18 protein-coding genes are annotated in these 24,252 nt (G+C 37.7%); 12 read left to right on the forward strand and 6 right to left on the reverse strand.

Going from position 1 to position 24,252, the window contains the following annotated elements; translation table 11 throughout:
• Positions 1-319 precede the first annotated feature (319 nt).
• The 3 genes from ESU54_RS03860 to ESU54_RS03870 form a co-directional block, all read right to left on the reverse strand.
• The gene (locus ESU54_RS03860; RefSeq protein ID WP_111843825.1) at positions 320-1,927 is read right to left on the reverse strand and encodes a T9SS type A sorting domain-containing protein; all 1,608 of its coding nucleotides are present in this window, start codon (positions 1,925-1,927) and stop codon (positions 320-322) included.
• Between the two features lie 166 nt (positions 1,928-2,093).
• On the reverse strand, positions 2,094-2,474 hold the full coding sequence (locus ESU54_RS03865; protein ID WP_111843826.1) for a Rid family detoxifying hydrolase: 381 nt from the start codon (positions 2,472-2,474) through the stop codon (positions 2,094-2,096).
• A gap of 92 nt (positions 2,475-2,566) precedes the next feature.
• Positions 2,567-5,329 carry a putative LPS assembly protein LptD gene (locus ESU54_RS03870; protein WP_111843827.1) on the reverse strand — a complete coding sequence of 921 codons (2,763 nt, stop codon included), beginning with the start codon at positions 5,327-5,329 and terminating at the stop codon, positions 2,567-2,569.
• 265 nt (positions 5,330-5,594) lie between these two features.
• On the opposite strand from ESU54_RS03870, the gene ESU54_RS03875 reads away from it, so the two are divergent.
• The 9 genes from ESU54_RS03875 to ESU54_RS03915 all read left to right on the forward strand — a co-directional run bounded on the left by ESU54_RS03875 (position 5,595) and on the right by ESU54_RS03915 (position 15,488).
• A complete protein-coding gene (locus ESU54_RS03875) occupies positions 5,595-6,716 on the forward strand; it encodes an N-acetylmuramoyl-L-alanine amidase family protein (protein ID WP_146848077.1) in 1,122 nt (373 codons plus the stop codon).
• Positions 6,717-6,770: 54 nt separating this feature from the next.
• The gene (locus tag ESU54_RS03880) at positions 6,771-7,721 is read left to right on the forward strand and encodes an MlaD family protein (RefSeq protein WP_111843829.1); all 951 of its coding nucleotides are present in this window, start codon (positions 6,771-6,773) and stop codon (positions 7,719-7,721) included.
• A 3-nt stretch (positions 7,722-7,724) separates the two neighbouring features.
• Entirely contained in the window at positions 7,725-9,056 is a 1,332-nt protein-coding gene (locus ESU54_RS03885) for a (Fe-S)-binding protein (RefSeq protein WP_146848078.1), read from the forward strand.
• Positions 9,057-9,106: 50 nt separating this feature from the next.
• Complete coding sequence (locus ESU54_RS03890; RefSeq protein WP_111843980.1) at positions 9,107-9,541, forward strand: LNS2 domain-containing protein; 435 nt, start codon at positions 9,107-9,109, stop codon at positions 9,539-9,541.
• Between the two features lie 81 nt (positions 9,542-9,622).
• Positions 9,623-10,414 (forward strand): (Fe-S)-binding protein, encoded by a 792-nt coding sequence (locus ESU54_RS03895; RefSeq protein WP_111843831.1) that lies wholly within the window; start codon positions 9,623-9,625, stop codon positions 10,412-10,414.
• Positions 10,415-10,417: 3 nt separating this feature from the next.
• On the forward strand, positions 10,418-10,903 hold the full coding sequence (locus ESU54_RS03900; protein ID WP_111843832.1) for an ABC transporter ATPase: 486 nt from the start codon (positions 10,418-10,420) through the stop codon (positions 10,901-10,903).
• 15 nt (positions 10,904-10,918) lie between these two features.
• The gene (locus tag ESU54_RS03905; protein ID WP_111843833.1) at positions 10,919-13,837 is read left to right on the forward strand and encodes a glycoside hydrolase family 3 N-terminal domain-containing protein; all 2,919 of its coding nucleotides are present in this window, start codon (positions 10,919-10,921) and stop codon (positions 13,835-13,837) included.
• A 57-nt stretch (positions 13,838-13,894) separates the two neighbouring features.
• A complete protein-coding gene (bshA, locus tag ESU54_RS03910; protein WP_111843834.1) occupies positions 13,895-15,025 on the forward strand; it encodes an N-acetyl-alpha-D-glucosaminyl L-malate synthase BshA in 1,131 nt (376 codons plus the stop codon).
• Positions 14,997-15,488, forward strand: coding sequence for a protease complex subunit PrcB family protein (locus tag ESU54_RS03915; protein ID WP_160113259.1), 492 nt, complete (start codon positions 14,997-14,999; stop codon positions 15,486-15,488). The genes bshA and ESU54_RS03915 overlap by 29 nt, the downstream gene beginning before the upstream one ends.
• Before the next feature lie 6 nt (positions 15,489-15,494).
• On the opposite strand, the gene ESU54_RS03920 is transcribed toward ESU54_RS03915, so the two are convergent.
• Entirely contained in the window at positions 15,495-16,949 is a 1,455-nt protein-coding gene (locus tag ESU54_RS03920; RefSeq protein WP_111843836.1) for an amidohydrolase family protein, read from the reverse strand.
• Positions 16,950-17,087: 138 nt separating this feature from the next.
• Positions 17,088-17,588, reverse strand: coding sequence for a hypothetical protein (locus tag ESU54_RS03925; RefSeq protein ID WP_111843837.1), 501 nt, complete (start codon positions 17,586-17,588; stop codon positions 17,088-17,090).
• Between the two features lie 132 nt (positions 17,589-17,720).
• Here ESU54_RS03925 and ESU54_RS03930 point away from each other — a divergent pair, with 132 nt between their 5' ends.
• A complete protein-coding gene (locus ESU54_RS03930) occupies positions 17,721-20,654 on the forward strand; it encodes an FAD-binding and (Fe-S)-binding domain-containing protein (protein WP_111843838.1) in 2,934 nt (977 codons plus the stop codon).
• A 2-nt stretch (positions 20,655-20,656) separates the two neighbouring features.
• Here ESU54_RS03930 and ESU54_RS03935 read toward each other — a convergent pair whose 3' ends face one another.
• Positions 20,657-21,493 carry a UDP-2,3-diacylglucosamine diphosphatase gene (locus tag ESU54_RS03935; protein WP_111843839.1) on the reverse strand — a complete coding sequence of 279 codons (837 nt, stop codon included), beginning with the start codon at positions 21,491-21,493 and terminating at the stop codon, positions 20,657-20,659.
• 173 nt (positions 21,494-21,666) lie between these two features.
• Between ESU54_RS03935 and aroC the strand changes: the two genes are divergently transcribed.
• Positions 21,667-22,731 (forward strand): chorismate synthase, encoded by a 1,065-nt coding sequence (aroC, locus tag ESU54_RS03940; RefSeq protein WP_111843840.1) that lies wholly within the window; start codon positions 21,667-21,669, stop codon positions 22,729-22,731.
• A 16-nt stretch (positions 22,732-22,747) separates the two neighbouring features.
• Positions 22,748-24,193 carry a dicarboxylate/amino acid:cation symporter gene (locus ESU54_RS03945; RefSeq protein WP_111843841.1) on the forward strand — a complete coding sequence of 482 codons (1,446 nt, stop codon included), beginning with the start codon at positions 22,748-22,750 and terminating at the stop codon, positions 24,191-24,193.
• Positions 24,194-24,252 lie beyond the last annotated feature (59 nt).

Raw genomic sequence — 24,252 nt, forward strand, 5'->3', positions numbered from 1 at the left:
ATTACTGGCAACATGTGTATAAATGCAACTGTTACATTTATACGCCCTTATAGGGTTATATTGTTTAACTCCAAATATAGCTAAAAACCCAACTACTTCCGCCTTAACTCCATAAGCGTTGCCAGCTTGGTGTTCAGCAGTTAGTTTTTGGCCTCCATAGTGACAATAAATCCTGTATATCTAAACCTTTATCATATTGCGAATTCGCTAGCTCAAAAGCCATTGGATGAAATTCTATTAGTTTCAAAAAAAAAGGATTACGTATTTACGTAAACCTTAATTGGAAATAGTAATAAAAAAAACTTTAATCTATCTTCATTTAATTCTCTATAATTAATTTATGCGTTACTTTTCCAGTTGAAGTTTCAAGAGTGATTAGATACACACCTCCTTTGGTAAGATTTTTAATTTCCTTTGAATAATTGTTTTTACCTGCTTTTAAATTTTTCAAAACAACTTTATCTACTAGCACTCCTTTAACATCGAAAACGGAAATTTTCACATCATCTTTTTCTATTAAATTAAATTGTAGATTTAAAATTCCGTCATTTGGATTTGGATAAATTTTTAAATTAAGCACATCTGTACTTGCGGCGTTAAAGTCATCAATTGATAGTGGGGAAGCTGCTTTTATAAATACTTTAAATATCTGGTTGTTTGCCGTACTTTGAGTTCCATCATTAATGAAAAAAATGTTTGGCTGAGAACTACTAATCCCACCAAATATATACCCTATTAAGGTATTTTCATTTGTAATGTTGTCTAGTTTAAAAACCATATTTTCAAAATGCGGGAAATTTAAATTTGGAATAAACTCTGCGCCAGATCCAAGTAATGCGGGCATTTCTATTGGTAATTTATGCTCAGACATTACGCCATTGGCATCTCTTGTAACTCGTGCTATTGTATTTACAAAAGGCACATTGTCATCCTGAACTAAGGTGCCATTATTATCATAAAATTGAGCAATGCCTCCAAAAAACACTGAGTGCATTTCATTTTCTGTTATTGAATATATTGGCAATACGGGACAATGATAATGATTGTAATATTGTTGAAATGCATTATTTACAGCATATCCATCAGAAGCTACAGTAACAGAGTTTAAAAAAGGTAAATCTATAGTTTGTTGAAAAACTCCTGAAAACATAGTGATACCTTCTGTTCCATCTGGTAATATTTGACTTTCTGCATTATAATCTCTTCGATGCAAATTTTCAGTATCTGTATAAGATGGCAGGTGATTAATTGTTATGGAAGTTCCATTATCTGCGATTGTAAATCTTCTAATTTGATTGGAATATTCCTGAACAAATGTTGGTCCGTTATTGGGGTTATATCTACCAATAAATTTTTGCCCACCAAGCAAATGATAAACATCATATATCTTATTTAATCCACCACCTGTAACTTGAAATTGAGGGTCTGCAATTTGCCTAAAATAGCTTGAAAAGCTTGAGTTTGTTACAATGGCATTAATTACATCAGAAACTTTTATTGCAGTAAGATTGGCATATGTTGTATGATCACCTGCTGTTGCACTATATCCATAACCACCTATACAATATAAATAATCTCCTTCTTGAAAAAACTCCATATTAGTGGAACTTAATTGTTCTTGGATTCCTGTTGGCAATGAAGTAAGTGGTGCTGACCATTTTTGTTCTGTGAGTGGATCTATAACAATTAATTGATTGTTATTTCCCGCGATATCAAAAGCGGCCCAAGGCTGTCTTCGGTGCAATCCATCTAAACGGCCACCAACAATAAGCCATTTGCCATTGTCTTGGCCAACGGCATATGATTGAATTCCTCCTAAACCATTAATATTTATTGGCTCTATGCTAAGTTCAAAAGGAGCTGTTTGCGAAAAGCTGCAAAATGAAATTAATGTTGCTGCTACTAATAATATAATTCTTTGCATCATTCTTAAGTTTTAATCAAAATTAATTGTTAAAAATGATTTGTTTTGTAGCCTTTGTTACAAACGGGCTTGTTTTTTAAAAAAATATCAGACTATATTAGTAAAGGCTTTTAATAAAAAAACCCCCACGTTTAAAAGTAGGGGTTTTTTAAAATTTTCTAATAGTCACTTATAACGAAGCAATCACTGAAATTTCCACATTCACAAATTTGGGCAGGTTTGCTACTTCAACCGTTTCGCGGGCTGGGGCAGTGGCTTCATTAAAGTAAGTTGCATACACCTCGTTGATGGCTGCAAAGTTGTGCATGTCGCTAATAAAAATGCTGGTTTTCAAAACATTCTCAAACGTCATTCCGGCTTCGGTAAGGATGGCCTTTAAGTTTTCCATTACCAGTTTAGTTTCGGTTTTAATATCATCCGTTACCAAGTTACCTGTTTTTGGGTCAATGGCTATCTGCCCAGAAGTGTAGAGCATAATGCCGTTAAGAACCGCTTGATTGTATGGGCCAATTGGAGCAGGGGCGTGCAGTGTCGTAATTATCTTTTTCATGTTTTAGTAATTAGTAGTGAGTAATTAGTAGTGAGTAATTAGTAATGAATGATTAGTATAATCTAACTACTCATTAATAATCATTCATTGATTTAAAGCCTTTTATCACTTTCCCTACGCTTGTCATACTTAATATCACTAAGCATAGAAGATTTTATACCTATAAAGAAATACCAAGCCGTGTTGATACTGCCTATGGGCGTCCAGTTGAAGCTCATTTGCCAGCTTTCCAGATCGCGTTGGAAACGGAACTGTGTAAGGGTAACTCCTTTGTTCTTAAAATCATAACCCGAGGAAACGCCTACGGTCCAGCGGGGCGCAAGTTCCATATTGGTGCTCATCATAAACGATTGGCTAGATATTTCATTTTGCCGCTGGCCATTGCCGTAGGTGATGGTATATGCAAAGCGAACATCCCAGGGAATGGTGAAATTGTACCACTCAATGTTAGTTTTATCAACGTCTTCTTCCTCGTTGTTTTTATAAATCTGCCCATCATAAATATTGGAAGCTTCCCCAAAAAGATCATCCGGTCGGCCACCGTTTCGGAAGGTTTCATTGTCTATCCCAGTATCCTTGGTTTTTGCTTCAAAATCTTTACTGCTAAAGGAATAGTTGATACTCACATTGGCATTGGTAAGCCTAAACAGACTTCCACCATTGTTAATGTTGAAAACATCTATTTTGTTATTGTTGTTATCTAAGGCATAGGGATCCAAAGACCCACTGAAGTTGAAATCAAGTTTTGGCACAATGGGGATGCTTCCGTTAAATTGCAGCGGGCTCCAATTTAAAGAATCACCCGCAAGATTATAAGCCGTAGAAAAGTTCAGGTTGTTCAATAACGTAACTTTTTTGGGTTCCACAGCTGTGGTATCGCTATCCCGCATCTTGGCTTCAAAAGTATTGCTCAAGGACATCCCGATACTGCTGGAATATACTTTACTCGGCGGACCGTAGAGCGTGTTTTCAAAACGGGAATATTGCACGGTTTCACCCGCAGCCTCATTGGCTGTTTCGGGTATAATGAACTCGTCATAATACCTATCAAATGCCGGATTTATGTTATAACTGACGGAAGGGCGCACCACGTGGCGAATGGCCTGTATTTTTTTATCATTTCCGAAGTTAAAAAGTCCGTACAGCGTAGTTCCTAAACTGGTTGAGAAGTTATAGGTTCGGTAACTTTCAAAGCCAGGGATTGTGTCCTGAACAACGCCACCTTGACCATCAAAAGCGGCTTCGTCATAGCGTTTGCGAGTGCTTTTTAAAACCCAGGTTTCCCGATAGTTAGTTCCTGCGGAAGCACTTAAATATTTAAGAATTTTAAAATTTGTGGTGAGGGGAATATTGTGCTGCGCCCCAATCTGCGCGCTGTTGAACATCTCTGGTTTAAAGAAAAGCGAATCGGTAGTCTGGATTCGGTTTTCTGCGGAAATATCATATTGAAAATTTATATTCTGAATAATGCCTTTTTTAGTGCCATCCTTTGGGGCAAAAGGGTATATTCTGGAAACACTCGCATTTAGGTTTGGCAAAGACATGGATATTTGCTGCGTATTTGTGTTTTGCGAATGGGTGGCAGCAAGTGTAAAATTTACCTGCGGATCACCTTCAAATGATTTTGCGTAAGAAATGGAAGAACTCAGCGTATTCACCAATGCGCTGGCATTGTTGGTTTGATTAATGGACTGGTTGAAATATTTACTGCTCCCCAAGTTTACTGAAGCCGAAAAACGAGAACTCGGATTACTCTTTGTGTCCTGCATGTGCGACCAGCGAATGTTATAAATAGCGCTTTCTTGGAAATTAGGAAAACCACGCTCTTCTTGAACAAGGTACTCATAACGTGCACTGAAGTTTCCGCGATATTTATATTTCAGCACATAAGCAGATTCCCCACGAAGGGCATAGCTTCCGTTGGTGTAATAATCCCCCAAAAGGCTAAAATCCAAATAATCATTGATGGCGAAGTAATAACCGCCATTTTGAAAAAAGAAACCGCGACTATTGTTCTCCCCAAACGAAGGAATAATAAAACCAGAAGTACGGTCTTCTGTCAACGGGAAATATGCAAACGGTAGTCCCACAGGTGTTGGCACATCGGCAATGTACATATTGGTTAAACCTGTTACAATTTTTTTCTTGGGAACAAACTTCGCCTTACGGGTGTAGAAATAATATTCCGGATCGTCAATGTTTTTTGAAGTGGTAAACTTCACATTCCGAAGATAAACCACAGAATCGTTTACTTTTTTGGTCACTTCGGCAATAACCCGAAAACCGTTTTGCTCCGTTCGGCTGTTATAAACAAGTGCTTTTTTTGTGTCAAAATTATACCGAATGGAATCAGGCTCCACTTTATTAGCTGCTTGCACGAAAATGGGTCGTTGGCTGTAAACCCCTGCGCTGTCTATTCCTTTTGCATAAACTTCGTTTTTGTTGTAGTCAAGAATTATCAAGCCCGCATCTATACGCATATCTCCATAGATAATGTAAGCTTTGTTGTACATATAAACTCTATTCTCCTTTCTGTTGAGAAGTACATAATCTTCGCCATAATAATCAACCACATCCGTCAAGGTTTCTTTGGGAGGCTTTATAGAATCAGTCTTTACGGTGTCTTGAGCTTGCTCGTTGATTTCATCAACAATCGGTTTTAGATTTACTGAAATAGTATCTTCTTTGGTGGTTTTGGGGATGTTAGCTTCATTCTTTGGCGGAATGTCCTGTGCATGTAAAACTGCACTGCAAAGAAGCAGGAATGTTAAGAAGATTGTTAAGTAATGCCTATTGGTCTGCAATGCTCTGATGCTATTATTTTGTAGATTTGGCTCAGTATTTGAAACGGTCAAAAATAAACATATTTTTTGGGGTACGTTTTTTTAATTGAAATTTTTGAAAAAAAGAAAATATCATTGAAATGGTAGTGCGAAACATGACTGAAATGAAACAGGATTAAAGGGAGACAGTTAAAATGACGGCTTGGTTTTGTAAGTTAGATACTCCTTATTTTAAATTCGAATCTGTCCTGTTTCCTTAGCCTTTTTGCACAGCGGTCGTGGTTAAAACCGTCAATTTTTGTAATAATAATGAATAATATCAATCGTTAACAAGTATATGCAAACGAAAACTCTTACTGCTTTCTTATTAATAATAATTTTCACAATAATTAATTTACCTGCTTCTGCAGCTGAAAACCCTATAAAAACATTTGTTGTTGTTTTGGATGCTGGGCACGGTGGGCACGACCATGGAAACAAAGGAAATGGTTATAAAGAATCTGAAATATCACTCAATATTGTTTTAAAAGTAGGGGCAGAGCTGGAAAAACTTCCAAACATAAAAGTAATCTATACCCGCAAAACAGATGTTTTTATTGAATTACGTGAACGTGCCGCAATAGCTAATAGGGCAGATGCAGATCTTTTTGTTTCCGTTCACTGTAATGCCCACAGCAGCAATGCCTTTGGCACAGAAACCTTTGTTCTTGGATTGCACAAAAGCCAAGCCAACTTTGAGGTTGCAAAGAAAGAAAACGAGGTTATTTATTTGGAAGACAACTATAAGGAAAAATACGGCGGTTTCGATCCAAATGCCCCAGAATCGTTAATAGGAATGGTATTAATGCAAGAAGAATACCTAGACCAAAGTATTCTTTTGGCAAGTTTGGTGCAAAATAATATTGTAAACAATCTGAAACAAAACGACCGCAGTGTAAAACAGGCTGGGTTTTGGGTACTTCACAACACTTATATACCAAGTGTGTTGATTGAAACAGGTTTTCTTACCAATAAAAACGAAGGGGCTTATTTGAATTCCGCAAAAGGACAGACCGATATGGCACGGGAAATAAGTAGTGCCATTAAAACCTACATTAACAGTCTTTCCGTAGCAAACAATAATATTAAAGACCCCGAAGTAAAGGAACTAGAAGTTGAAAAAGCAATCCAAACAACTAAAGTAGATAACTACGAAGGCGTGGTTTTTAAAGTACAATTGGCTGCTACCAGCCGAAAATTGGACCCGAAACCCAGTAATTTTAAGGGACTCAAAGATGTAGCGCGCGTCAAGGAAGACGGACTATTTAAGTATTACTACGCCGAAACCTCTGACTACAACAAAATTCAGGTTATGAAAACATTTGTGCAGCAAAAAGGTTTTCCATCTGCATACATTGTTGCATTCAAAAATGGAAAAAAAGTTAATGTGCCAGAAGTGTTAAAATCGAAAGCCAATTAGCAAGCTTTCTTTATATTTATCACTTAAATTTGTTCAAAATCTAAAATTGCACTCTTGAGACTATCCAAAGAAGTTAAAACCGGAATTCTTGCCATTGGCGCCATATTGTTATTAATATTTGGCTATAGTTTTTTAAAAGGCACCAACCTTCTCGATAAAAACCGTGAATTTTTCGTGAAATATGACAATGTGGAGGGTTTGGCTCAAGCGGCCCCAGTTACAATTAATGGTCTCACCGTGGGGAAGGTGCAAAAAATTTCCTTTGCCAATTCAAAAGGGGGGTTAGTGGTTAAATTTACCTTAGAAAAAGATTTCGACTTTTCTAGAAATAGTGTAGTTAGAATATATAGTTCAGGCCTTCTCGGCGGAAAAAACTTAGGTATTTACCCTGAGTACGATGCAAATAATATTGCCAAAAGTGGCGATACCCTGCGTGGCGATGTGGAAGATGGTATGCTGACCGCCGTTACTAAAGCACTCGGGCCCTTAGAGAAAAAAGTAAACAATACATTGGCTACCGTTGACACACTATTGTTGAATGTGAACGACATAGTTGATGAAAAAACGCGAAAAAACCTGAAAGAAGCCATCGAAAACCTGAATAATACTTTGAATTCGTTCTCAGGAGTTTCCGAAAACCTAAACCATATTCTGGCTAACAATACAGGAAAACTGGACAATACGTTTACCAATCTGGATAAAACCGCAACTAATCTTTCCCAACTTACCGATTCCTTGGCACAATTAGAAACTGGAAAATTGGTTTCAGACCTGCAAGATATGATTGACAGGATGAATAAAATTGTGGTTGGAATTGATAGTGGTGAGGGCTCTGTTGGAAAACTGCTTAAAGACGACAAACTATACGACAATTTAGAAGGTGCTTCAAGACAACTTGAACAACTTCTTCAGGATGTTAAACTAAATCCAAAACGTTACGTAAACATTTCAGTCTTTGGTAAAAAGCAGAAAGAATACGTAACACCGGACAACCCAGACGAATAAATCATGCAGTATCTTCCTAACATACTCTTCAGCATTGCCCTCGCGGCGGGAATAGGTTATTTTACGCTCAACATCCGTAAAATAATCCGCAATATCAAATTGGGCCAAGAAGTGAACGCTTCTGATAATAAAGGGCAACGATGGAGTAATATGGTCCGTATTGCACTGGGACAATCAAAAATGGTTGTTAGACCCATTCCGGGTTTGCTGCATATTTTTGTTTATGTTGGTTTTGTAATTATTAATATTGAAGTGCTGGAAATTATCATCGACGGTATTTTCGGGACGCATCGCGTTCTTTCCACAATACTTCCAGAAGGACTATACAACTTTTTAATTGGATCTTTTGAAATATTAGCACTATTGGTTTTAGTGGGCGTTATTCTTTTCTGGACTCGAAGAAATATTCAAAAATTAAAACGATTTTGGAATCCTGAAATGAAAGGATGGCCAAAAAACGACGGTAACTTTATCCTTTATTTTGAAATGGTATTAATGGTACTGTTTTTAACAATGAACGCTGCCGATCAATCATTACAATCTCTTGGAGCGGCCCATTATGTTGAAGCTGGATCATTTCCTATTAGTAAATTCATCGTTCCGCTTATAGACGGGTTTTCAGAAGGAACACTTTTCGCCATTGAGCGGGGTGCGTGGTGGTTGCATATCTTGGGAATACTCATCTTCCTTAATTATCTATATTTTTCCAAGCACCTACATATTTTATTGGCTTTCCCGAATGTTTACTTCGGAAAAGTAACCCCAAAAGGAAAATTTAAAAACTTAGAATCAGTTACAAACGAAGTGAAAATGATGATGGATCCAAACGTAGATCCATTTGCGGCTCCCGCTGAAGGAACACAAGAAGCTCCTTCAAAATTTGGCGCTAGCGATGTAATGGATTTAAGCAGGATTCAACTATTAAACGCATACACATGTACAGAATGTGGCCGCTGCACCAGTGAATGTCCAGCAAATATTACGGGTAAAAAACTTTCACCCCGAAAAATAATGATGGACACCCGAGACCGCTTGGAAGAAATAGGGAAGAACATCGACAAAAACGGCGAATTCAAACCAGACGGAAAACAGTTGTTGGACGATTATATTACACGCGAAGAACTTTGGGCCTGTACCACTTGTAACGCCTGTGTAGAGGCTTGTCCCGTAAGTATAGACCCCTTGAGTATTATTATGGATATGCGCCAATATTTGGTAATGGAACAGTCTGCTGCGCCAACTGAGTTGAACGTTGCAATGACCAACATAGAAAACAACGGAGCGCCTTGGCCCTATAACCAAATGGACCGTTTGAACTGGAAGAATGAGAATTGATTGAAAATTTTGATTAAAACGAAAAGATATCCGCGATTGCGGTCATGACTATGAAAAAAGAAGAAGTAGAAAAAATGTTGCACGATAAAGTAGAAAAGGGCGAACATGTGAGCCCAATTCTTCCTGAAGGGATAAAAAACTACTTGATTGATATTGATGGAACCATTACCGAGGATATTCCCAATGAAGAACCTGAAAGAATGGCAACCTGTGAACCATTTCCCGATGCGTTAAAAACATTGAACAAATGGTATGACGAAGGCCACATCATTTGTTTTTTCACCTCTCGAACAGAAGCCCATCGTGAAGTAACAGAGACTTGGCTTGACAAACACGGTTTTAAATACCACACAATGTTGATGGGAAAGCCCCGTGGCGGTAACTATCACTGGGTTGATAACCATTTGGTGAGAGCCACGCGATACAAAGGAAGATTCACCGACTTGGTGGAAAAAGAAGTAACAATAGAAGTATTTAAAGATTAAATCTAAAATTCCAAATTAAAAGCTCCAACGTTCAAAGTTATGAACTTGAAACTTGAAACCTGGAACCTGAAACCTTAAGGAATGAGTGAACCAATAAAAGTCCCAACAATGGCCGAATATATGGCACAAGGCAAGCAGCCCGAAGTGCTTTTTTGGGTGGGCTGCGCAGGGAGTTTTGACGACCGAGCAAAAAAAATAACCAAAGCCTTTGTGAAATTACTTCACAAAGCAAACATAGATTTCGCAGTTTTGGGAACAGAAGAAAGCTGTACGGGCGATCCCGCTAAAAGAGCTGGAAATGAATTCCTCTTCCAAATGCAGGCTATGGCTAATATAGAAGTGCTGAATGGTTATGGAATAAAGAAAATTGTAACAGCTTGTCCGCACTGTTTTAATACAATAGGCAATGAATATCCCGAACTTGGTGGTACTTATGAAATAATGCACCATACCCAGTTCCTTAAGTCATTATTGGATGAAGGTAAATTGAAAGTGGAAGGCGGAAAATTCAAAGGAAAAAAAATCACTTTCCACGATCCATGTTATTTGGGAAGAGCCAATGGCGAATACGAAGCTCCAAGAAATCTACTCGAAAAACTGGAAGTGGAATTGGTAGAAATGAAACGCAACAAAAAACACGGAATGTGCTGTGGTGCTGGCGGAGCGCAGATGTTTAAGGAACCAGAAGCTGGAGATAAAGACGTGAATGTAGAACGAACCGAACAAGCTATGGAGACTTCGGCAAAAATAATTGCTACCGGTTGCCCGTTTTGTATGGTAATGATGACGGATGGGGTAAAGGCCAAAAACGCTGAAGAAAACGTGCAAGTGATGGACGTTGCAGAAATGATTGCAAATGCAGAAGATTTATAAATAATGTTGATAGATTTTAAAAACCTGCCTGATGATTCCCGAGTATGGGTATATCAGGCCAATAGAAAGTTGAGCGATGATGAAGTTGCTCAAATTACCGAACTTACAAACGATTTCCTCACCAAATGGACCGCCCACGGCGCAGAACTTGAAGCTGGACTCGAAATAAAATACAACCGCTTTATTGTTCTCGGCCTCAATCAGGCCAATGCGTCGGCTTCGGGCTGCAGTATTGATGCGTCGGTACATTTTATTCAATCGCTTCAAGAAAAATTTGATGTGGACTTGCTCGATAAAATGAATGTTACCTTCTATTCGGGCGAATATATAGCCTATAAACCTTTGACCGATTTCAGAAAAATGGCAAAGGACAAATCGGTTTCAAAAAATACTGTCGTCTTTAACAATCTTGTAAATACAAAAGAAGAATACCTTGAAAATTGGGAAGTTCCTGCCACAGAAAGTTGGCACAATCGGTTTTTATCATAATCCCTTTTCCATGCTATGAAGAAATTTTTGCTAGCCTGTATTCTTATATCTATATATTTCCCGGCAATTGCTCAGGAAAACAATCCCTTGATCCTTAAAAAGGATTTCCAAAACCAAAAGAAATGGGTTGATAGCATCTACGAAAATATGACTTTGGAAGAAAAAATGGGCCAGCTTTTTATGGCTGATATTTTCAGTAGCGATCCAAAAGCCAAAACCGATAAAATAAAAGACTTAATCACGAATTATCATCTGGGAGGAATTATCTTTTCAAAAGGAGGACCAGTACGCCAAGCGAAACTGAATAATGAATTTCAATCATTAGCCAAAATACCTTTAATGATTGGGATGGACGCAGAATGGGGGTTGGCAATGCGACTTGACTCTACGTATGCTTTTCCGTGGAATATGACATTGGGTGCCATTACCGACAATAAAATTGTTGAAAAAGTAGGTCGCCGTATTGGTGAACAATCCAAACGGTTGGGTGTTCATATAAACTTTGCTCCAGTTGTGGATATTAATACAAATCCAAAAAACCCAATAATCGGTAACCGTTCTTTTGGAGAGGACAGAGACAACGTAACCGAAAAGGCACTAGCTTTCATGAAGGGAATGCAAAGTGCAGGAATTATGGGAAGCGCAAAACATTTTCCTGGCCACGGCGATACTGATATGGACAGCCATAAAACCCTACCCACCTTGGATTTCTCAAGGGAAAGGTTGGATACTTTGGAATTGTATCCCTATAAAAAACTGATAAACCAAGGCTTGAATAGTGTGATGGTGGCGCATTTGAATATTCCTGCTTTGGAACCGCAAATGAATTACCCTTCTTCACTTTCTTCAAAAGTGGTTACAGATCTTTTGAAAAAAGAAATGGGTTTCAATGGCCTTATTTTTACCGATGCCCTCAATATGAAAGGTGCATCAGACTTTAAGAATCCTGGCGAAATTGAACTGGCAGCTTTCTTGGCCGGAAATGATGTGCTTTTAATTTCCGAAGATGTTCCGAAGGCTATGGAATTTCTCATTAATTCATACAACGAAGAAATAATTACCGAAAAACGCTTGGCATATTCAGTAAAGAAAATTCTTTATGCTAAATACAAAGTTGGCTTAAATCATTACAAACCCGTAAGTCTGGCCTATCTGGTTGAAGATTTAAACTCCGTGAACGATGATGCGCTTTACGAAGAAGCGATGGACAATGCATTGACCGTAATTAAAAACGACCGCGCCATTCTTCCTATTAAAGATCTTCAAAAGAAAAAAATTGCATACCTCAATTTTGGCGATGATTCCGGAGAAGATTTTTTAAACGAGTTAAAAAAATACGGCAATGTAGATTGGGTTAAGGCTATTAGTCTAGACGATTATGTTCAGAAATTAAAGGAATATAATTATGTAATTATCGGCTTTCACAGAAGCAACGAAACCCCTTGGAAAAAGTTTGAATTTTCTGAAAATGAACTCGTTTGGCTTTATGAAATTGCAAGGACAAATACTGTAATACTAGATGTTTTTGCGAGACCATATGCTATGCTAGATTTGAAAACCACCGCAAATTTTGAAGGTGTAATAATGTCTTATCAAAACAGTAAAATTTCACAACAACTTTCTGCTCAACTAATTTTTGGGGCTCGAGAGGCGAAGGGCAAATTGCCAGTTTCATTAGGAGAAGATTTTCCATTGAACACTTTTTTGCAAACAAAATCTTTGCGAAGATTACAATATGGAACTCCCGAAAGCGTGGGCGTGAACAGCTATAAACTGAAAAAAATAGATTCACTCGCAAATTTGGGGATCCGTGAAGGAATGTATCCAGGAGCGCAGATTTTAGTGGCACGAAAAGGAAAGATTATTTATCAGAAAAATTTCGGCTACCACGAATACGATAAAAAACAGGAAGTTCGCGATTCCACTGTTTACGACCTCGCTTCATTGACAAAAATTTTAGCAAGTCTGCCCATAGTGATGGAATTAGCAGATAAGAAAGAATTAAGCTTGAATACAAAGCTTTCTGAAATGCTTCCTGAGTATAAAAACTCAAACAAAGCAGATGTTACTTTAAAGCAAATGCTTTCGCATTATGCGCGTTTCAAGGCTTGGATTCCTTTTTACAGGCATACTTATAATGAACAAAAAACAGGCGTTTCCTCAAAATATTATTCCGATATTCCAGGAAAGGATTTTAACGTGCAAGTTGCTGAAAACCTTTATATGCGAAGGGATTATATGGATACTATATACAAAGATATTCGTGAAAGTGATTTAAACCCAAAACTGGAATATAAGTACAGCGATCTTCCATACTACATTTTGAAGCAATATCTTGAACGGAAATTTGAACAACCAATGGAAATGATTGTCCAAGAAAACCTTTACGAATCTTTGGGTGCCAATTACACAATGTACCATCCTTTAGAAAAGTTTTCAAAAGACAATATTCCGCCTACCGAACAAGATGATGTTTTCAGAAAGCAGAAAGTTCAAGGTTATGTGAACGACCAAGGAGCAGCGATGCTTGGCGGCGTAAGTGGTCATGCGGGATTATTCAGCAATTCTAACGATGTTGCAAAAATAATGCAAATGTATCTTTGGAAAGGTTTTTATGGCGGTAAGCGTTATTTCAACCCCGACATATTGGATCTTTTCAACACTTGTTATTATTGCGATAAAAATGTGAGACGTGGAATTGGTTTTGATAAACCCCAATTGGGAACTTCCGGGCCAACTTGCGGCTGTGTTTCAATGACAAGCTTTGGGCACAGCGGATTTACAGGAACATTTGCATGGGCAGATCCTGAACAAGAAATAGTGTACGTCTTTTTATCGAACCGCACCTTTCCCGATCCCGAAAATAGAAAGTTGATTAAGAGTGATTTGCGCAGCAAAATCCAAGAGGCCATATACGAGGCGATTGACTATTAATTTTTAGAATATTTTAGAAAACCTGAAACCTGAACCTTTAAACTTGAAAACTATAAAATGAAAATAGCAATAGTATGTTATCCAACCTTTGGTGGAAGTGGAGTAGTAGCCACAGAGTTGGGCTTGGCACTTGCCGAGCACGGTCACGAAGTACATTTTATAACCTACAAACAACCTGTTCGGTTGGAATTGCTTTCAAAAAACATTCACTTTCACGAAGTTTCTGTTCCAGAATACCCCCTGTTTCACTATCAGCCATACGAGCTGGCGCTTTCCAGCAAGTTGGTAGATATGGTTAAACTCCATAAAATCGAGGTACTTCATGTACATTACGCCATTCCGCATGCATATGCTGGTTATATGGCGAAAAAAATGCTGGAAGAAGAAAACATTTATATCCCAATGGTTACAACACTTCACGGAACCGATATTACGTTGGTTGGGAGCCATCCTTTTTATAAAACAGCAGTTACCTTCAGCATAAATAATAGTGATGTAGTAACTTCCGTTTCAAAGAGCTTGAAAGAAGACACGCTACAACTTTTCGATATTAGAAAGGAAATTCATGTAGTTCCAAATTTTATTGATATTCCAAAGAAAGTAAATACTTTTACCGAATGTCAGCGTGATTTGATGGCAGACAAAGACGAACGTATCATTTCTCACGTAAGTAATCTTCGGAAAGTGAAACGTGTAAAAGATGTAATTGAAGTCTTTGACCGTATTCAGAAAAAAATTCCTTCAAAGCTAATTATTGTTGGCGAAGGCCCCGAACGCGAAGCCTGCGAAAATCTGTGTATCAAAAAAGGTATTGAGGAAAAAGTTCTATTTGTGGGCAATAGCAATGAGGTTGATAAAATTCTTTGTTTTACAGATCTTTTTATCCTTCCTTCTGAAAAGGAGAGCTTCGGACTTGCTGCCTTAGAAGCTATGGCTTGTGGAGTTCCTGTAATTTCAAGTAATACTGGAGGTTTGCCAGAAGTGAATATTGAAGGAATAAGTGGTTTTTTAAGTGATGTAGGCAATGTGGACGAAATGGCTGAAAACGCTATGAAGATTTTAGCATCTGATGAAGTTTTGAACCAATTCAAGAAACAGGCAATAGAGGCTGCAATGATTTACGATACAAAAAAAATTGTGCCTTTGTATGAAAAGCTATATGAAGAAGCTATATCGAAAGTACATTAAAAGTATTGTAATTTTAATTCCTTTGTTATTATTAACGGCTTGCAAAACGGCTGTTCCAGAAACTAATGTGTCTGGCAAAAACATTCCGTTTCAGGTACTTATCTCAAACTCACACAGCAATTTTACTACTCAAAGAAATCTAATTATTGAAACGCCTGAGGTATTTCAGGAAATCTTCGCTACTATTAATTCTACTCGTAAGCCGGGGATTCCTCTTCCAGAAGTAGATTTTGAAAAGGAAAACGTAGCTTTCATAAATAGTGGCGAAACATCCACAGGAGGCCATTCCGTTGCGGTAATAGAAATTATTGAAAAGGAAAACAAGGTTGTAATTCATTTCGAAGGAAAAGGTCCAAAAGCAGGAGAAAATGCCACCATGGTTATTTCTACGCCTTTTACTATGGTTAAATTCAAGAAACTACCAAAACCCATGATTTTTGAATGGATGCTGAGTAGTAATTGACAATCTTTAATAATTTCTATTAATAAACTCCATCGCATTAACGTGCATCACGCGCTCCACGATTGTTTCTGCATTGATTCTGTTTAAATCATTGAGATTTATAAGATTTTTTGAAAGATAATCTTCAGCGTGGTCCAGCATTTCTTCGGCAAGATCTTTCATGTTTTCGGCGGTCCACAAACCGTTGATTGGATTCACAATTCCGTCAAAATCACTACCAATACTCTGTATTCCCCAACAAAATAGTTTTTCTTTGTCCAGTACTTCGGCAATATGTTGTACTTGCCTCCAAACCAACAGCGCTTTCTTCTGAAGTTGTTTTCGTTTATTTGGAAAAATCATTTTACTATCAGAGATTGCTTTGCTACTACCAATACGCCTTTCGTCCAATTGTATACCAAAAATTCCATCACTTTTAGCAATTCGTATCAATTCGTTATCATAAAAATTGATGTCAATATCGCAGAACCATTCTCTGTGTTCGGGAATGCCAACTTGATCCCATTGCACGATGGAATGTTTGCCGTTGCAAGCTGCATGACTGGCGATAATTGGAATTTTTTCTGATGTATATTTTGTATCGAGTAGGTTATAATATGCTTTCCTAGAAGTCGTACTCAAGTGTTTTATATCAATTGGGATCCTTTTTCCTTCAGTGTTATCAAGTAAGAGATCGATTGCTTCAAAACCCAAATCGGTAATGCCAGAATTTAAGCCTCGATCTTGGTTTTCTTTTAACTTTCCAATCGTTATGCTGCGAGCGTGTCCGCAAAGCTCATTGTAAAAATGATGCGCCAACGTAATAAATAATGGTCGGTGTTCCCAGTCTTTAATGGCTTTTATGTTACCTAAAACTTCACTGCGGCTCGCCATGTCTTTATTCATCTCTATGCCTGTATTGAAACTATGCCCGCCTTCAATGGTGATTAGGATATTAATGATTTTCTTGAGCTCGGTTTCTTTGGCAAAATTATTTTCAATATCCTGAAAACTTCGCACCAATCTGTAAGTATATATTTTCCCGTCTATGTTTTCAACCTGATTGTGGAGCTTTTGGTAATACTGATATTCATCCATCAGGTCCACGAAATAATCATTACTGTTGCGTATATAATCCATCCGTGATTGGCTAATGTTTGCCGTAAAGTTTACCAAAAAATCGGTTACTCTTTTTACCCTGATTATTTCCTTCCCAAAAAAGTGTTTTTCAAAAGGATAAAGTGAAACAACAACAACTTTAGATTTTGCTTTTGCCAGAGCAGTAAGATCAGTTTGTGTAAATTTTGTAAGCGTTATCAATCGGTTTACAAACTTTTCAAGAAAATTAGGAGGGTTGTAATGCCATATGGAGTTTTTCCTATTGGGATCCAGCGCATTTTGTTTTGTAGGTTGATCTTTAAAACTTTTGCTATAGGGTTTTAAAGAGGGGTGGCAGTGAATATCTACACAATGCTTTTCCATAAATGCACTTCTAAGAGAATTTGATTAAAATTGCGATAAAATATGGAAACTTGAAACAGGGTTTTTCCTGTTTTTTAAAAAGGGAAATGCCCCTTTTAGGTGGGGCATTTCTTTCAAAAATAATATGAATATGATTTTCTAAAACTGATAACGCGCGCTTAAACCTACGTCAAAACTAACGTCGTCTCTATATCCTAGATTTGCTTGTGGTCGGAAATCAAAAGAAATAAGCAGCGGAAAATCAAAGCTGTATTCTATCCCAACATCCCCAGTTAAAAAGGCAAATGCCTCAGAATCGTCATATCTGTCGTCATAAGGATAATCCTTATGCTTATTATCATAATTCACAACCCCCGCGCCCAAACCAGGCCCGGCGTACCAATTAAATCCACCGTCTATGTTCCAGACCCATTGGTAGATGGCAGTAAATTTTGCGGCATCCCAATAACGTTTGCTGTGAAAGGCCAACCCAAGTTCCAACCGGTTTGAATCGCCCAATGCACGTTGATAGTTTACTTCTGGGCCAAAACCGTCACTTTCGCTTAGACGAATCCCAATAGCATTTTTTGATATTTCTTGGGCGTTGGTTTGTATTCCTAACGCAATAAAAGTCAAAAGCAATAAAATTGATTTTTTCATAATTTTTCTTTTAGTTATAAGAAGTGTAAATGTAGGTGTATTATAAAGTGGCAATAGTTAAGGCAAAGCCAATCTGCAGTAGAAAATTTACAAAATTTTGTTAAGGAATTTTCTACATTTACAGTACATAACATGAAAACACAATTCCAAGACTTTCAAAGAATATTCAACGGCGAATTTTTTACAGATTCCCTTCATACTCTATTGTATGCTACAGACGCTTCGGTATATCGAAAAGTCCCAAAGGCTGTGGCATACCCAAAAAATGAAAGAGGTATAAAACAGCTCGTTTCCTTTGCCGAAACAAATGGAATATCACTTATTCCACGAACGGCGGGCACTTCTCTTGCGGGTCAATGTGTTGGCGATGGAATTGTGGTTGATGTTTCAAAACATTTCACCAAAATAATTTCTTTAGATACTGAAAAAAGGACAGTTACCCTTCAACCTGGAGTTATTAGGGATGAATTGAATTCATATCTTAAACCTTTCGGACTTTTCTTTGGGCCAAATACCTCAACAAGCAACCGTTGTATGATCGGTGGAATGGTGGGCAACAACAGTAGTGGTACGACTTCCATTCAATATGGAGTAACGCGCGACAAAGTTCTAAAACTGAAAACAATCCTTTCAAATGGCGAAGAAGTTATTTTCGAAACGCTTTCAAAAAAAGAATATTTATATAAAACAGAATTGAATTCTTTGGAAGGAAAAATATACCAGACCCTTTATAATGAATTAATTCCTGAAGAGACACAGCAAGAAATTTGGAAAGAGTTTCCAAAACCTGAGATACACCGAAGAAACACAGGTTATGCAGTTGACAGTCTGCTTAACACCTCAGTTTTTGGGGATTTTAAGGAAGAAATCAACCTTTGCAATCTGCTTTGCGGAAGTGAAGGAACACTAGCTTTTACAACTGAGATAACGCTTCAATTAGACCCTTTACCGCCACAATTTACGGCAATGGTCGCTACACACTACGAAACCTTGGAAGCTTGCTTGAATGATGTGGTTGTTGTAATGCAGCACAACCTACACACTTGCGAAATGATGGACAACGTGATCTTGGACTGTACCAAAAAGAACAAAACCTACGAGCCATACCGTTTTTTTGTGAAAGGAAATCCGAAAGCCGTTCTATTGTTGGAACTGAAGAGTAATTCGGAAGAAGATTTGGAAAAACAAACAGAATCTTTATTGGAATCATTAAAGGTTTCAAATTATTCCTATGACAATCCAGTTTTAAAAGGTGAAGAGATTGAAATGGCGCTTGAACTCCGAAAAGCGGGTTTGGGACTTTTGGGAAATATGGTTGGCGATCGGAAAGCCGTTGCATGCATTGAAGATACGGCGGTAGCTTTGGAAGATTTGCCAGCCTATATCAGCGAATTTTCTGCCTTGATGAAAAAATATGACCAACAAGCGGTTTACTACGCACACGCTGGAGCTGGAGAGCTGCATTTGCGGCCCATACTCAATTTGAAAGAGAAAAAAGGTGTGGGATATTTCAGAAAAATCACAACTGATGTGGCGTTGCTTTGCAAAAAATACAAAGGCTCCTTTTCTGGTGAACACGGCGATGGCATTGTGCGAGCAGAGTTTATTTCGTTGATGATTGGCGATAATAATTACGAGCTTTTAAAGCGTATTAAAGCCGTTTTCGACCCACATAATATCTTCAATCCTGGAAAAATTGTCGATGCTTTTAAAATGGATGAATCGCTTCGTTATGAAGTTGGTAGAGTAGAACCAATTATTGAAACATTGATGGATTTTAGTGATTCTGAAGGGATCCTTCGTTTAGCTGAAAAATGCAATGGGAGTGGTGATTGCAGAAAAACTTCAGAAGCAGCTGGAGCAATGTGTCCCAGCTATCACGCCACCAAAAATGAAAAAGATACAACTCGGGCTCGGGCCAACGCCTTGCGAGAGGTTTTAACAAATAATGAGGCCGTCAATAAATTCAATTCCAAGGTGTTAAAAGAAGTTTTTGATCTTTGCCTCAGCTGCAAAGCCTGCGCTAGCGAATGCCCCAGCAATGTGGATATTAGCACGGCTAAGGCTGAATTTTTATACCAATACAATAAAGCGAACGGCATTTCATTTTCCAATAAAATATTCGGAAAAAGTACGAAACTGAACAAAATGGCCTCCAAATTTCCGAAACTTTCAAATTGGTATTTTGCGAATGGATTCACTTCAAAAATTATAAAAAATATTGGAGGAATTCATCAAAATCGTTCGTTGCCAAAAATTTCGATTAAAAGTTTCAGTAAAGAAATACAAGGTATTAAATATCAAAATATTACTTCAGGTAATATTTATAAAGAAATTCAAAAAAATGTATTGCTCTTTGTTGATGAATTCAGCAATTATCTGGATGCTGAAATTGCACTGGATTCATTTCTACTATTATCAGGTTTGGGTTATAAAGTGACCGTAATTGATACTTTGGATAGTGGCCGAGCACTTATTTCAAAAGGTTTATTGGATGAGGCGAAGAAGGAAGCAAACAAAAACCTTGCGTTTTTAAAAGAAAAAGTATCTAAAGAAACTCCTTTGGTTGGTATAGAACCTTCCGCTATCCTTTCATTTAGAGACGAATATCTTAGATTGGCAGATGATAGAACTTCTGCAGAGAACATTTCAAAACATACTTTTTTGATAGAAGAATTTTTAGCAAACGAAATTGAAAAAGGGAACATTTCGGCAGCGCAGTTCACTTCGGAAGAAAAAGAAATTAAAATCCATTCGCATTGTCACCAAAAATCGCTCAGCAATCAGAAAGTTACTTTTGATATTTTAAACCTTCCCGAAAATTACAAACCAACCATCATTACTTCAGGTTGTTGCGGAATGGCTGGAAGTTTTGGTTATGAAAAGGAGCACTACGATGTGAGTATGAAAATAGGGGAGTTGAAGCTATTTCCATCGGTGAGAAAAACTACTGGAGCAACATTAATTGCAGCAAATGGAACAAGTTGTAGACATCAGATTCTTGATGGAACTGGAAGGAAAGCCTTGCATCCAGTAACTATTTTGAAAAATGCTTTAAAGTACTAACGTTAAATCGTGATTTTAAATGCTTTCATTGCTGCAACCATGGTTCCAATATCCTCATCTTCACTTTCAATTTGGTTTTCTATATGAACCAAAAGATGTTCGCGTTCGTGGTAAGAATATAATGTCCATCTTTCATTATTGTATTCCAACGCTGTAAGATTTTCAACCCAATCGCCGCTATTTAAATATTCACAACTTCCTTGGGCTGTAACTATTTTTTTAATGCAAGGCTGATGAATGTGGCCACAGACAACATAGTCAAATTCATTATCAATTGCTAAATCTGTCGCTGTGGTTTCAAAATCGTCAATAAACTTCAAGGCGCTTTTTACACTGTTTTTAATTTTTTTTGAAAGAGAATACTTTTCTTGGCCCGCTTTTTCAAGAAAATAATTAATGAAACGATTGAAAAGGATAAGCATGTCATAACCCCAGCCTCCCAACTTTGCTATCCATTTAGCGTGCTGGACGGAAGCATCAAAAACATCGCCGTGAAAAAACCAAACTTTTTTTCCATCTAAATTGAGAAGTAATTTATCAATAATTTGAATGTTACCCATTTTCGTATTGCTGAACCTCCGAAGCTTCTCGTCGTGATTTCCAGTTATATAATAGACCTTGGTTCCCTTGGTAGCAAGCGATAATATCTTTTTGATAATTAAGAGATGTGCTTTTGGAAAATAACTTTTTCTAAATTGCCAAATATCAATAATATCGCCATTTAAGATTATTTTTTTGGGTTTTATAGAATTTAGATATTTCAGCAATTCTTTGGCGTGGCAGCCGTAGGTTCCCAAATGGACATCAGATATTACAACAAGTTCAACCTTTCTTTTCAAACAAAAATATTTATCGAACAAATTTCGAAAAATTAACGGCTAAGTATTTTATCACAACGTTACGTTTGTTGTGCTTTGTGGTTATTTGGATTGTATAATGTTTCTTAAAGATTAAGAATAATGTTTATTTTCATTATTCGTCTCTATCGTTTACATTTGTTGAAAACCAACCTATGGCGGGCAATTCCTTCGGAAAAATATTTAAACTTACCACCTTTGGCGAATCGCATGGCGCGGCCATTGGCGGAATTATAGATGGCTGCCCCGCAGGACTTTCCTTGGATTTTGAAACAATCAACACTGAAATGCAACGCCGCAAACCCGGTCAGTCTTCAATAGTTACCCAACGTAAAGAAGAAGACAAAGTAAAATTTCTTTCAGGAATATTTGAAGGAAAAACTACAGGAATGCCTATTGGTTTCGTTATTGAAAATACAGATCACAAGAGCCAAGATTACAGCCATATAAAAGATGTTTATCGTCCTTCCCATGCCGATTATACATACGATAAAAAATATGGAATACGTGATTATCGCGGTGGTGGGCGCTCTTCAGCACGTGAAACTGCTTGTAGGGTTGTTGCTGGTGCTATTGCAAAACAACTACTTCAGAATATAAAAATTACAGCTTATGTTTCTTCCGTTGGCGAAATGGAATTGAAGAAAAATTATTCTGAAATTAATTTTTCAGAAATTGAGAAAAACCCTGTTCGATGCCCCGATGCCGAAATGGCCTCAAAAATGGAGGATTATATAAAATCGATTCGAAAAGAAGGCGATACTGTCGGCGGAACCGTTACTTGTGTAATTCAAAACGTACCCATTGGTTTGGGCGAACCGGTTTTTGACAAATTGCATGCCGAACTAGGCAAAGCAATGCTCTCCATAAATGCCGTAAAAGGTTTTGAATATGGAAGCGGCTTTGCAGGAACTGTAATGAAAGGCAGCGAGCACAATGATATTTTTAATGAAGACGGAAGCACTAAGAGCAACCACAGTGGTGGAATTCAAGGCGGAATAAGCAATGGCGAAGATATTTACTTTAAAGTAGCCTTTAAACCCGTTGCAACCATTATGCGAAAGCAAGAAACAATTGACAGCAAAGGAAACAAGGCCGAAGCTGAAGGCAAAGGGCGTCACGACCCTTGTGTGGTGCCTCGTGCGGTGCCCATAGTTGAAGCTATGGCTGCATTGGTTATGGCAGATTTTTATTTATTGAACAAAACTTCGAGACTTTAAACAATCAAAAACTTATATGAAAAAACTAGCGCTTCACTGGAAAATAATCATCGGATTGATATTAGGAATAATCTGGGCATTACTTTCCAGCCAGCTTGGATGGAGCGAGTTTACCATCAATTGGATAGCGCCGTTTGGAAAAATTTTCATCAATCTTTTAAAACTTATTGCAGTGCCTTTGGTTTTGGTTTCTATAATCAGTGGTGTAGCGAATATTGGAGACGCATCCAGTTTGGGAAGAATGGGAGGTAAAACACTCTTGGCGTATTTGCTTACCACACTGTTTGCTGTGACTTTGGGATTGGTTATGGTAAATGCCATAAAACCTGGAGAACTAATTGATGAGCAAAGTAGGATTGACAACAGGATAAGTTATGAAATTTGGGCAGCCTCGGAAGGTCACCCAGTTAAAGATGGAATAAATTATTTACAGGATCCCGCCTTCTTTGAGCGTGCTCAAAAAATTACGGATCTTTCTAAAGGTGAATTGAGAGATGCTTCCGTTACCGAAAAAATGCAGACAGTCGAAAAAACAAAAGAAACCACACCATTGCAACCGTTGGTTGATATTGTTCCAGAAAATTTCTTCTTTTCATTGACAGACAATGGGTTGATGCTTCAGATTATTTTCTTCGGAATATTTTTTGGAGTTTGCCTGTTATTGATTCCCAATGAAAAATCGAAGCCTGTCACCGCTTTTATGGACAGCACAATGGAAGTCTTTCTGAAAATGGTTGATTTGGTGATGCAAGCAGCACCTTTCTTTGTTTTTGCTTTGTTGGCGGGTGTTGTAAGCAGAATGGCCGGAGATGATATTGGCAAAGTGTATGAAATTTTTAAAGGCCTAAGCTGGTATTCACTTACTGTGTTTTTAGGATTGATGTTGATGATTTTTATTGTCTATCCTTTATTGATGAAACTTTTCGTGAAAATAATTCCCTATAAAGGATTTTTTAAAGCAATGGCACCAGCACAGACGTTGGCCTTTTCAACTTCAAGTAGTGCGGCGACACTGCCCGTGACAATGGAATGTGTTGAAGAAAATCTGGGTGTTGATAAAAAAATAACCAGTTTCGTTCTCCCCATTGGCGCTACCGTAAATATGGATGGAACTTGCTTATATCAAGCCGTAGCGGTTGTTTTTCTTGCGCAGTTGCATATGATTGATTTGACTATGGGTCAACAATTAACGATTGTGTTGACAGCTACTTTAGCATCCATAGGTTCGGCGGCTGTGCCGAGCGCAGGATTGGTAATGCTTATTATCGTTTTGGAATCGGTTGGTTTGAACCCTGCTTGGATAGCCATAATCTTCCCAGTGGATAGAATTCTGGATATGTTTCGTACAGTCGTCAATGTTACTGGAGATGCCACGGTTTGCACCATTATAGCTAAAGGTGAAGGAATGCTTAATTATGATCCGCAGGAAAATCCTTCTGAAACCTTCGATTTGGATTCTTAATACATTTTAAAATTGAATACTATTTTATTTTTTAGAATATAACGAATGGCAGTTTAAGG

The sequence above is a fragment of the Aequorivita antarctica genome (assembly GCF_007997155.1).
Lineage (GTDB): Bacteria > Bacteroidota > Bacteroidia > Flavobacteriales > Flavobacteriaceae > Aequorivita > Aequorivita antarctica.